Here is an 11,390-nt window from a genome sequence, read left to right on the forward strand (position 1 = left end):
TCCCTTCGTGGACCGCGTCGAGTGGGAGAGCCTGCCACACGAACTTCGTGACGCCGTCCAGGACGAACTGGGGCAGCCGGCAACAGTCGAGCCCGTCCGTGAGGGGCGACGCTCGGCCCTCGCCGTTGTCGCCCGCTTCGACGGCGGGCAGGTGTTCATCAAGGGCGCTCCCGTGGTCAACGAGCGCGCGGTCGCCCAGCTTGACCGCGAGGCCGCGGTCAACCCGCACGTCCTGTCTATTACCCCTGCTCTGGTCTGCGACGTCGAGTGCGGACAGTGGCGGCTGCTGGGGTTCGAACATGTGCGGGGGCGTCGCGCGGATTACACGCCTGGGTCTCGGGATTTGGACGCCGTCCTCGAAACGCTTGCGGCGGTGGACGGTCTGCGGGTGCCCGATGGTTTGAGGGTGATGTGGTTCGAGGGGCGGTGGTCCGACTACGCCATCGTTCCGCAGCGCCTGGGGCGACTTGCTGGGACGGCGTTGCTGCACACTGATCTGAATCCTGGAAATCTTCTGGTCGCTGGCGCGGGTGCCCGTTTGGTCGACTGGGGTATGGCCTCGCGGGGTGCGCGGTTCGTGAACCCCGCCGATCTGGTGGTCAACCTGGTGGCGTGCGGTCACGCCCCGAGGGATGCCGAAGACATCGTCGGTGACCTGGACGCTTGGAAGGCGGCCGATCCTGAGGTGGTCGACTACTACGCCCGGCTGCTGGCTTCCACGTGGCTGGAGGCGTTCTGGGCGCCTGCGCATCCATGGGCGCGGGCGGTTGTCGACGCGGCTGTTCGGTGGGCTATGTACCGGCGCGGGCTGCTTTGTTGACGTACCGTTGAAGGCGCTATGGCGGATGAGACGTTGACGATTGGGCAACTGGCGGGCCGGAGTGGGGTCGCGGCTTCTGCGTTGCGGTATTGGGAAGGGGTTGGGCTGCTTCCGCCGCCTGTACGGGTGTCGGGGCAGCGGCGGTATCCGCCTTCTACGGTTGAGCTGGTCGGGGTGATTTTGCTTCTGCGGGACGTCGGGTTCTCGTTGCGTGATCTCAAGGCACTTCTCGCTTCGGCGACGTCTGCTGACGGGCGGCGGGAGGTGGCTGGGCGGAAGCTTGCCGAGCTGGATGAGCGGATCGTCCAGGTTCAGGCGGCTCGGACTGCCGTCGCTCATTCGCTGGCGTGTCCGCATGAGGACTTCTTCGACTGCCCGAGTTTTACCGGCATGGTCTCGGCGCGTCTCGGTGGCGCGTCCATCGACGAGGCGCACCGTCACTGACGATGGTCGATGTGCGGGAGTTGCAGGAGCGGGCGGCTCGGGCGCTTCCCGCTGAGCATGTGCGGGACGTTGGTGGGTGGTTGCTGCGGCTTGCACCTGGTTCTTCGTGGTGGGTGCAGACCGTGCTTCCGCATGGGGAGGTCGGGGCGGACGATCTTGTGCGGAAGGTCGTGGAGGCGGAGGAGTTCTACGCGGGGCATGGTGCTTCTGCTCGGTTCCAGATCACTCCCGGGGTGTGCCCCGAGGGGCTTGACGGGGTTCTGGGAGAGCGTGGGTATCGGTGGGAAAGTCCTGTGTCGTTGCAGGTGGGGGTGGCCGCGGACGTGCTGGAGCGGACGTCCGGGCCGGTCGGGATCCGGGTGGACGAGCGTCCGAGCGGTGCCTGGTTCGATGCCTGGCACGCGGTGCGGGGTGGGGATGTGCGCTCCGAGCGGAACATGATCGGTCGGGTGGACGCGCCGTCCGCCTACGTCCGGGCGACGGTCGGGGACGAGGTCGTCGCGGTCGGGCGGGCGGTCGCCGAGGCTGGTTGGACCGGGGTGTTCAACATGGCCACCCTGCCCGAGGCGCGGGGGCGGGGAGCTGGACGGGCGGTGCTCGGCGCGTTGGCCGGATGGGCTGAGGCGCGGGGGGCCTGGCGGATGTATCTCCAGGTGGAGCATGGGAACGACCCGGCTCTGCGGTTGTACGGGCGGGCGGGGTTCAGGGAGGTTCGGGCGTTTCACTACCGGGCGGCGGGGGCTCATGTCTTGGATCTGCAAAAGGCGGCGTCCGGTCCGGGATAGACGGGAGTGCCCCGAAAACGATTCACTCACGGCATCCCGTCGTGAGAGGAGCCGTTCACATGCCCGAAGCCCCCAAGTCGGAGTTCTGGAAGAACCTCAAGCCGATCGAGAACTCGCTGAAGCCGGACGCCCTGCCCGAGGTGTACATCCCGAACGTCGCCACCGACGACGACCGGTACTACGTGCCGTTCACCGACACGGTCGGGTCGCGGCCGCTGTGGATCAACGTGAAGGACAACACGTGGTCCGACATCCTGCGGTCCAAGGAGGCCGGGCTCGTCAACCGGCACTACCACCCGCACGAGGTGTTCGCGTACACCATCTCCGGTAAGTGGGGCTACCTGGAGCGGCCGTGGACGGCCACCGCCGGTGACTTCGTCTACGAGTCGCCGGGTGAGGGTCACACGCTCGTGGCCTACGAGCACGAAGATCCCATGAAGACGCTGTTCATCGTCAAGGGCCCGCTCATCTGGCTGGACGAGAACGGTGACACCGCCGGGTTCTTCGACGTCCACGACTACATCGACATGTGCCGCAAGCACTACGACAAGGTCGGGCTGGGCGCCGACTACATCGACGGTCTCTTCCGCTGACCGATGGGCCAACTGATGAAGGCGGCCGTCTGGTACGGGGCGCGGGACGTGCGGGTGCGGGACGTGCCGTCCGGCGCCCCGGGCCCCGGTGAGGTCGCGGTCACGGTCGCGTACTGCGGGATCTGCGGGAGCGACCTGCACGAGTACGCCGACGGGCCGCACGCGATCCCGGTCGGGGCGCCGCATCCGGAGTCGGGGCGGGCCGCGCCGCTGACGCTCGGGCACGAGTTCAGCGGCACCGTCACCGAGGTCGGGCCCGGCGTGACCGGGCTCGCGCCCGGGGACCGGGTCGCGGTCGAGCCGCACTACCGGTGCGGCGAATGCGCGCGCTGCCTGGCCGGTGAGTACAACCTGTGCGCCCACTTCGGTTTCGCCGGGCTGATGGGCGACGGCGGGCTCGCCGAACGCGCCGTCCTGCCGTCGTACATGCTGCACCGGCTGCCGGACGGGGTCACGCTGAAGCAGGCGGCCGTGTTCGAACCGGCTGCGGTCGCGTTGCACGGTGTGCGGCGGTCCGGGTTGCGGGACGGCGAGACGGTCGCGGTCGTCGGGCTCGGGCCGATCGGGCTGCTCGTGGTGCAGTTGGCCGTCCGGTACGGGGCGGGACGGGTGATCGCGTGTGACCCGTCGCCCAGCCGCCGGATCCTGGCGGAGCGGCTCGGCGCGGACGAGACCGTCGACGCCGGTGAGCTGCCGGAAGGCGTCGCCGACGTGGCGTTCGAGGCGGTCGGCATGGAACGCACGCTGCGCGACTGCCTGGCTGGGACGCGGCGTGGTGGCCGGGTCGTGCTGCTGGGGCTCGGCGGGACGTTCTCCATCGACGCCTTCGCGCTCGTCAACGACGAGCAGACGATCATCGGGTCGGTGGGCTACCGGGACTGCCATCCGGAGCTGATCCGGCTCGTCGCCGAGGAGGGCATGGACTTCTCGGCCATCGTGACCTCCGTGGTCCCGTTGGAGGACGTCGTCCGCGACGGGTTCGAGACGCTGATGAACACCATGGAGGAGATCAAGGTGCTGGTGCGGCCATGACCGAGGGGTTCGAGCCGGGCCTGTTCGCCGGTCGGCGCGTGTTCGTCACCGGCGGGACGTCCGGGATCGGGGCCGCGACCGGCGTGCTGTTCGCCGAGCTGGGCGCCGAGGTGATCGCGCTCGGGCTGCGTCCGGCCGACGAGAAGGAGCTGCCGGACCATCCCCGCGTCCGCGTGGTCGAGCATGACGTGCTGGACGGCGGCGGCCTCACCGGGTTGATCGCGGAGACCGACCCGCTGGACGTGCTGGTGAACTGCGCGGGCGTCAGCCACGACCGCGAGGAGTACGACCTGGAGCGGTGGCGGCGCGTCCTGGAGATCAACCTGACGGCGACGATGGTGGCGTGCCAGGCGGCCCGGCCCGCGCTCGCGCGGGCCGGGGAGGTCGGCGGCGCGATCGTGAACATCTCGTCGATGTTCTCGTTCAGCGGCAGCCGCGACCGGCCCGCCTACAGCGCCAGCAAGGGCGGGATCTCGCAGCTCACGAAGTCGCTGGCGGCGGAGTACGCCGACGACGGCATCCGGGTGAACGCGGTCGCGCCGGGGTTCGTGGTCACCCCGCTGGCACGCGGGCTGCTGGACGACCCGCCCGCCGCTGAAGCCGTCCGGGCCCGGATCCCGGCGGGACGGTACGGGCGTCCGAGGGAGATCGCGACCGTGGTGGCGTTCCTGTGCTCGCCCGCCGCGTCCTACGTGAGCGGGGCGGTTCTTCCGGTGGACGGGGGTTACCTGGCCGTATGACCTCGAACAGCGCATAAGCTCCAGACGAGGAGGGCGCCGCCGACCTGGGGAGCGAGGACATGCCCGCACCTGCACAGATGATCTCTCAGGCGAGCACGCGGGACGTCGATCCGCGCGAGCGCATCGAGTTCTGGGAGGACTACAACCGCAGAGCGCTGGTCGGGCTGTCGTGCTCGTCCTACAGCGAGCGGGGGCTGCTGGCGACGCAGGCCAACTTCCAGCTCGGGGACGTGCGGCTCGCCGAGATCAGCGGCAACGCGCACGCCGTGGAGCGCACACCGCAGGTGGCACGGTCCACCCCGAAGGACTCGGTGTTCGCGACGCTGCTGGTCAAGGGCGAGGCGGTCTTCCTGCACGAGAACGGCTGTCTGGCCGCCACGGCGGGTGACCTGGTCGTCTACGACACGCGGCGCCCGTATCTGTTCGGGTTCTCGTCGTCGATGCGGCAGTTCCTGGTCGACATCCCGCGTGACATGTTCGTTGAGGAGTGCGTTCCCGGTGGCGTCCCGGGTCCGATGCTGTTCGGACGCGGGACGGCCCGGGAGGGCGAGCTTGTGGTGGCGCTGCGGTCCGTCCTGGAGAATCCGGGGCCGGACGTCGCCCGGGGGGCCGTGCTCGATCTGATCGGGATGCTGGCCACCGAGCGTTCCGGTGGACGGGCCGCGCCCGCCTCGTACCAGACCCAGCTGATCGTCGCCGAGGACTACATCGAGCGGCATCTACACGACCCGTGCCTGACGCCGGGGCAGGTCGCGGGCGTGATGGGGGTGTCCGTCCGGCATCTCGGACGGATCTTCGAGTCGGCGGGCTCGACCCCGGCCCGGCACATCCTGGAACGCCGTCTCCAGCACGCCCACGACGACCTGACCGCCCCCGGCGCCGCCGACACGACGATCGCCGACATCGCCTACCGCCGGGGGTTCTCCAGCCAGGCGCACTTCGCCCGGCACTTCCGCGCCCGGTTCGGTCGGACCCCGTCCGAGACCCGGGCGGGCGGCACCGCGGGTTAGAGGCGCTCGATGATCGTGGCGTTGGCCTGGCCGCCGCCCTCGCACATCGTCTGGAGGCCGTAGCGGCCGCCGGTGCGCTCCAGTTCGTGCAGCAGCTTGGTCATCAGGACGCCGCCGGTGGCGCCGAGCGGGTGGCCGAGCGCGATGGCGCCGCCGTTCGGGTTGGTCTTGGCCAGGGACGCGCCCGTCTCCTGCGCCCACGCCAGCGGGACGGGCGCGAACGCCTCGTTGACCTCGAAGACGTCGATGTCGCCGATCTTCAGCCCGGCCCGGTCCAGGGCCCTCTCCGTCGCGGGGATGGGGCCGGTCAGCATGTAGACGGGGTCGGAGCCGCACATCGCGAGGGTGTGCACGCGGGCGCGCGGGGTGAGGCCGTGCCGCCGGACGGCCTCCTCGGACGCGATCAGCAGCGCGGACGCGCCGATCGAGATCTGCGAGGCCGCGGCGGCGGTGATCCGGCCGCCGTCCCGCAGGGGGTTCATGGCGGCCATCTTCTCCAGGGACGTGTCGGGGCGGACGCCCTCGTCCCGCGACACGCCCGCGACGGGCGCGATCTCCCGGTCGAAGTAGCCGGACTCGATGGCCTTGGCGGCGCGCTGGTGGCTTTCCAGGGCGAAGCGTTCGAGGTCGTCGCGGCTGAAGTCCCATTTCTCGGCCATGAGTTCGGCGCCGCGGAACTGGGAGATCTCCTGCGAGCCGTACCGGTCCGTCCAGCCCTCGCCGAACGGGAACGGCATCCCCTTCTCCAGCCCCATGGCGACGGCGGAGCCGATCGGGACCATGGCCATCTGCTCGACGCCGGACGCGACGACGAGGTCCTGGGTGCCGGACAGCACGCCCTGCGCGGCGAAGTGGATCGCCTGCTGGGACGAGCCGCACTGCCGGTCGATCGTCACGCCGGGCACCGACTCGGGCAGGCCCGCCGACAGCCACGCGGTGCGCGCGATGTCGAGCGACTGCGGGCCGACCTGCATCACACAGCCCATGATCACGTCTTCGACGGCGGACGGGTCGACGCCCGTGCGGTTGACGACCTCCTTGAGCACGTGCGCCCCGAGATCGGCGGGGTGGACGTCCTTGAGGGCGCCCTTCTTGGTGCCCACGGGGGTACGGACCGCGCCGACGATGTACGCCTCGGCCACTGCGCCTCCAAGGTCTGAGGTTCCGTCCCGAAACCGAGCGAGATTCGGTTGGTGGAATCGAGGTTACTACGAAGTAGGGGGTCCCGGTTCGGGGGCCAGACAGGTCGCGCCGTCCGCATCGTCGCCGAGGGACACGTCCGCGAGCCTGCGCAGGACGTCGGCCAGCTCCGGATGGTCCTCGGGCGACCAGCCGTCCAGGTGGCGGGCGAGGGCCTCGCGGCGGAGGGTGAAGAAGCGCTCGGCCAGCTCCCGGCCGGAGTCGGTGACGGCGATGGTCCCGTCCGCGCGCTGGACGTATCCGGCGTCGACGAGCCGGTCGACGTACGGGCGGCCCTGCTCGACGGGGACTCCGGCGCGGTCGGCGAGGTCGTGGCCGGTGACCGTCCCGTCCTTGGCGATCCGGCACAGAGCCCACACGCTGCCCGCCGGAAGCGCGACGCCGGAACGCGCGCTCAACCGTTCGTAGAGCTGGACGGCCTTCGGGTCCTTCCGCATGAGTTCGCTCAGGGCGCGCTCTATCTCGTGCCTGGACGACCGGACGGTCGGAGCCGCCCCGAACCCCTCGCCGTAGTCGGGCGTCTGCAAAGTGGCCCGCAACGGGACCTCGCGCAAGAACCAGCTCAGCAAGAACGCGACAGATGCCACGGGCACGGCCCACAGGAACACCGAGTCGATCGACTGCGCATAGGCGTGCAGGACGCCGTCCTTCACTTGCGGCGGGTACTTGTCGAGCAGGCCCGGATTCCCCTGGACGGCGGACGGATCGAACCCGGGCGGCAGCATCCGCGCCAGATCGTTGATGTGGCTCGCGAGCTGGTTACTGAAGATCGACCCGAACACCGCGACCCCGAACGACCCGCCGATCTGCCGGAAGAACGTCACCCCGGACGTCGCGGCACCGAGATCGCCGTACGGAACGGCGTTCTGAACGGCGATGACCAGCACCTGCAACACCAGCCCCAGCCCGAAGCCGAGCAGCGCGAACCGCAGGCTCATCGTCAGGGTGGAGGCGTCCTCGTCCAGCCGCGAGCACAGGTACAGGGCCAGCGCTATCAGCGGCGTCCCGAGCATCGGATAGATCTTGTAGCGGCCGAAGTGGCTGATCAGCTGCCCGGAGCCGATCGAGGCGACCAACATGCCGAGCATCATCGGCAGCAGGTGCACCCCCGACAGCGTCGGCGAGACGCCGTGCACGACCTGGAGGAAGATCGGCAGGAACGTCAGCGCGCCGAACATCGCGAACCCGACCGCGAAGCTGATCGCCGCGCCGAGCGAGAACACCGAGTTCGTCAGCAGCCGGGGCGGCATGATCGGCTCGGCGGCGCGGCGCTCGACGAGCAGCCACACCCCGATCAGCACGACCGACCCGGCGCCGAGCCCGATGATCGGCGCGGACACCCAGTCGTAGCGCGTCCCGCCCCAGGTCGTCATCAGCACGAGCCCGACGGCCCAGCCCGCGATCAGCGCGGTCCCGAGGTAGTCGATGCGGTGCCGTTCGCGTTCGCCCGTCGCGTGCAGCACCGCCGCGATGACCAGCAGCGCGACGATGCCGATCGGGACGTTGATGTAGAACACCCAGCGCCACGACAGGTTGTCGACGAACCAGCCGCCGAGCAGCGGGCCGCACACGCTCGCGACGCCGAAGACCGCGCCGAACAATCCCTGGTAGCGGCCGCGTTCGCGGGGCGGCACCACGTCCCCGACGATCGCGACGACGAGCACCATCAGCCCGCCGCCGCCGAGGCCCTGCACGGCGCGGAAGAGGATGAGCTGGGTCATGTCCTGCGACAGCCCGCACAGCGCCGACCCGACCAGGAAGATCACGATGGACGACTGGAACAGCCGTTTGCGGCCGTACTGGTCGCCGAGCTTGCCCCACAGCGGTGTGGACGCCGTGGCGGCCAGCAGGTACGCCGTCACGACCCACGACAGATGGTTCAGCCCGCCGAGGTCGCTGACGATCGTCGGCAGCGCCGTGGACACGATCGTCTGGTCCAGCGCGGCCAGCAGCATGGCCAGCATGAGCGCGCCGAGGATGACGTAGAGGTCCCTGCCCTTCGGCATGTCCCGCTCGCTCGGCGCCGTTCCCGACATGCCCGCCATTCCTGCCGTCATTCCACCGGGGTACCCGCGAGCCGGGCGAGATCACCCGGAACCGGGCGTCAGCCCAGGATCTCCCGGACGACCTTCGCGGCGCCGATCCCGGCGGCGGTGCCCGCGACGCCCACCCCGCCAGCGGTGACCCACAGCGGAGCGCGGGACCGCGTCCGCAGGGCGCTGAACACGTCGAGCGCGTCGACGGCGAGGCCGAACCTGGCCCACTGGCGGCGGACGGAGTCGTCGCCGCTGAGCAGGTACCCGGCGCCGAGCGCGATCTCCCGGGCGGCGAACATGCGGACCATGAAGTCACGGCCCGCGTCGGCGCCGCGGGCGCTCCCGCCGACCCGCGCGGCCAGCCTCGGCGCCGCGAACGCCGCGACCCCGATGGCGACCCGCGCCCGCGCGAGGTTCGTCATCATGCCGTCGATCGTGTCGCCGCCGTCCCGGCCGTCTGTTTCCTTCGCATCTGCCACAGATGGAGATTATCTATGTCGAGCGGTCGGCGCGGAGACCCGGGTAATCCCCTCCTTACACGTCTATTGTTTTCCACGGAGGCGGCAGTCCCCCCGGATTGAAGGTGACCATGGAAGGCATCCTCGCCCTCGTCGTCGTGTCACTCCTCGCCGCGTTCTGCATACGCTGGGCCGCCGTGCGGCTGCGCCTGCCCATGCCCACCCGGGTCGCGGTGATCACCGTGTTCGTACTGGTCGTGCTCACGTTGTACGGCGACCAGCTGCGCGGATGACGAACCCGTTCGGAGAATCCCGAACTAACTCCCTCGACGGAGAGTCATAACTGACGAAACCGGCTTCACGCCCGTTCCGCGCCGCGCTGGCGGCCGCGAGCGGTACCCCGTCCGGCGGAGCCGGTCCGAGCCGAGGGAGTGCGACCGCGATGCAGGAGAACGGCGGCGCGATCGCCCCGCATCTGAGGCGACTGCTGGAGTTCGTCGAACCCGACCGCGACGACGTCTGTCTCGACGTGTCGCGCGGGCGCGGCCCGATGCCCGCCGCGCTCGGCCCGCAGGTGCGCCATCTGACCGCCGTGGACGCGATGCGGCTGCCCGTCCCGGCCGCCGCCGTCGCGGCCACCGCGCCCACGCCGCGACGCCGCATGTCGACGGTGGAGTTCGGCACGGGGCCCGTCCGGATCGCCGACGGCGACGCGCTGCCCGCCGCCACGACACGTGAGGACCACGTCCCCCATCCGCTCGGCCCCGACCACACTCGCATCCGTGCGGACGCCACCGCGCTGCCCTACAGGGACAACACGTTCTCCCTGGTCACGGCCCGGTTCTCGCTCTACAACCTGGGCGACCCCGATCATGTGCTGCGGGAGCTGCTGCGGGTGTGCCGTCCCGGCGGACGGGTGGTGATCGCCGACCTGGTGCGCGGCAACCTCGCCGGACCCGACCGCGACCGCATCGAACGGCTCCGCGACCCCGACCATCCCGGCACGCCGTCCATCGCCCGGCTCACCGAGATGATCACGTCGGCGGGCGGGAGCATCCGCCGCCTGGACGTGTTCACCGTGGAGCGTCCCGTCGAGCCGTGGCTGGCGGGCGCCTGCGACGAGGCGACCGCCGAACGCATCCGCACCGCGCTCGTCGCCGAGGTCGACGGCGGCCCGAGGACGGGCGCGAAACCCCGCGTCATCGGCGGCGAACTGTGGTTCACGCAGTCGTGGGCGCACGTCGCCGCCGAACCGATCCCCTGACCCTGGTTCGCCCTACGGGACGAGTACCGCCGCGCCGGTGAAGCGGTCGGCGGCGAGGTCGGCCAGGGCGCGGTCGGCGTCGTCCAGCGGGTAGGCGTGGGTCGTGACGGCGACGTCGAGCCGGGCCGCGAGTGTCAGGAACTCCTCGCCGTCCGCGCGGGTGTTGGCCGTCACCGACCTGACCTGACGCTCCTGGAACAGGTCGCGCTGGTAGTTCAGGGACGGGACGTCGCTCAGATGGATGCCCGCGACGGCGCACGTCCCGCCACGGTCGAGACGTTCCAGCGCGGCAAGGACGAGCTCGCCCGCCGGGGCGAAGATGATCGCCGAGTCGAGCGGGGCGGGGGCGGCGTCGAAGGAGTCGCCCGCGAAGGACGCGCCGAGGTCGCGGGCCAGCTCGCGGGCCGCCGGGCTGCGGGTGAACACGTGCACGTCGGCGCCCTCGGCGAGCGCGATCTGCGCGGCTAGATGGGCGGAGCCGCCGAACCCCCAGATGCCGAGGCGCCCGCCGGGCGGGAGGTCGGCGCGGCGCAGCGCCCTATAGCCGATGATGCCCGCGCACAGCAGCGGGGCCGCGCGGACGTCGTCGAGTTCGGGTGGCAGCGCGTAGGTGTAGGCGTCGGAGGCCAGGGCGTACTCGGCGTAGCCGCCGTGCGCGTCCCAGCCGGTGTAGGTCGACGCGGGGCACAGGTTCTCGGCGCCCCGGCGGCAGAACCGGCACGCCCCGCAGGTGCCGCGCAGCCAGGCGACGCCGACGCGGTCACCGGCGGCGTGCAGGCAGCCGGGGCCGGTGGCGACGACCTCCCCGACGATCTCGTGGCCCGGCGTCACACCCGGCAGGTGGACGGCCAGATCGCCCTCGGCCACATGCAGGTCGGTCCGGCAGACGCCGCAGGCCAGGACGCGGACCAGCAGCTCACCCGGCCCGGGGTCGGGAACGTCGCGGTCGGCGCGTTTCAGCGGACCCGTCTCGATCGGGGACGGCCGCTCCACCACCCAGGCGCGCAT

Annotated in this window: 13 protein-coding genes; 9 read left to right on the top strand and 4 right to left on the bottom strand. The window is 70.9% G+C overall.

Translation table 11 applies throughout. The annotated features are described in order from the left end of the window. Positions 1-7 precede the first annotated feature (7 nt). Genes ABD808_RS34990 through ABD808_RS35020 form a run of 7 tightly spaced genes read left to right on the top strand, consistent with a single transcriptional unit; the run spans position 8 to position 5,424 of the window. Positions 8-820: a hypothetical protein gene (locus ABD808_RS34990; RefSeq protein WP_344906590.1), complete on the top strand. Its 813-nt coding sequence runs from the start codon at positions 8-10 to the stop codon at positions 818-820. Between the two features lie 18 nt (positions 821-838). Continuing rightward, the gene (locus tag ABD808_RS34995) at positions 839-1,264 is read left to right on the top strand and encodes a MerR family transcriptional regulator (protein WP_344906593.1); all 426 of its coding nucleotides are present in this window, start codon (positions 839-841) and stop codon (positions 1,262-1,264) included. 2 nt (positions 1,265-1,266) lie between these two features. Further along, entirely contained in the window at positions 1,267-2,049 is a 783-nt protein-coding gene (locus ABD808_RS35000; protein WP_344906596.1) for a GNAT family N-acetyltransferase, read from the top strand. A 59-nt stretch (positions 2,050-2,108) separates the two neighbouring features. Next, positions 2,109-2,642: a 2,4'-dihydroxyacetophenone dioxygenase family protein gene (locus ABD808_RS35005; protein WP_344906599.1), complete on the top strand. Its 534-nt coding sequence runs from the start codon at positions 2,109-2,111 to the stop codon at positions 2,640-2,642. Between the two features lie 3 nt (positions 2,643-2,645). Beyond that, entirely contained in the window at positions 2,646-3,674 is a 1,029-nt protein-coding gene (locus tag ABD808_RS35010; RefSeq protein WP_344906602.1) for a 2,3-butanediol dehydrogenase, read from the top strand. After that, complete coding sequence (locus ABD808_RS35015; protein WP_344906604.1) at positions 3,671-4,414, top strand: SDR family NAD(P)-dependent oxidoreductase; 744 nt, start codon at positions 3,671-3,673, stop codon at positions 4,412-4,414. The genes ABD808_RS35010 and ABD808_RS35015 overlap by 4 nt, the downstream gene beginning before the upstream one ends. Before the next feature lie 59 nt (positions 4,415-4,473). Continuing rightward, complete coding sequence (locus ABD808_RS35020) at positions 4,474-5,424, top strand: helix-turn-helix domain-containing protein (RefSeq protein WP_344906606.1); 951 nt, start codon at positions 4,474-4,476, stop codon at positions 5,422-5,424. Here ABD808_RS35020 and ABD808_RS35025 read toward each other — a convergent pair. From ABD808_RS35025 to ABD808_RS35035, 3 genes are all read right to left on the bottom strand, one after another. Beyond that, positions 5,421-6,566: an acetyl-CoA C-acetyltransferase gene (locus ABD808_RS35025; RefSeq protein WP_344906609.1), complete on the bottom strand. Its 1,146-nt coding sequence runs from the start codon at positions 6,564-6,566 to the stop codon at positions 5,421-5,423. The two genes, ABD808_RS35020 and ABD808_RS35025, sit on opposite strands and share 4 nt — an antisense overlap. Positions 6,567-6,632: 66 nt before the next feature. Beyond that, entirely contained in the window at positions 6,633-8,681 is a 2,049-nt protein-coding gene (locus tag ABD808_RS35030; protein WP_344906612.1) for a DHA2 family efflux MFS transporter permease subunit, read from the bottom strand. A gap of 47 nt (positions 8,682-8,728) precedes the next feature. Next, entirely contained in the window at positions 8,729-9,139 is a 411-nt protein-coding gene (locus tag ABD808_RS35035) for a hypothetical protein (RefSeq protein WP_344906615.1), read from the bottom strand. 110 nt (positions 9,140-9,249) lie between these two features. On the opposite strand from ABD808_RS35035, the gene ABD808_RS35040 reads away from it, so the two are divergent. Together ABD808_RS35040 and ABD808_RS35045 are read left to right on the top strand one after the other, a co-directional pair. Beyond that, positions 9,250-9,411 (top strand): hypothetical protein, encoded by a 162-nt coding sequence (locus ABD808_RS35040; protein WP_344906618.1) that lies wholly within the window; start codon positions 9,250-9,252, stop codon positions 9,409-9,411. Positions 9,412-9,560: 149 nt separating this feature from the next. After that, a complete protein-coding gene (locus tag ABD808_RS35045; RefSeq protein WP_344906621.1) occupies positions 9,561-10,382 on the top strand; it encodes a class I SAM-dependent methyltransferase in 822 nt (273 codons plus the stop codon). Between the two features lie 12 nt (positions 10,383-10,394). Here ABD808_RS35045 and ABD808_RS35050 read toward each other — a convergent pair whose 3' ends face one another. After that, a complete protein-coding gene (locus tag ABD808_RS35050; protein WP_344906624.1) occupies positions 10,395-11,390 on the bottom strand; it encodes a zinc-dependent alcohol dehydrogenase family protein in 996 nt (331 codons plus the stop codon).

This window comes from Actinomadura meridiana, assembly GCF_039537545.1.
Classification (GTDB): Bacteria; Actinomycetota; Actinomycetes; order Streptosporangiales; family Streptosporangiaceae; genus Spirillospora; species Spirillospora meridiana.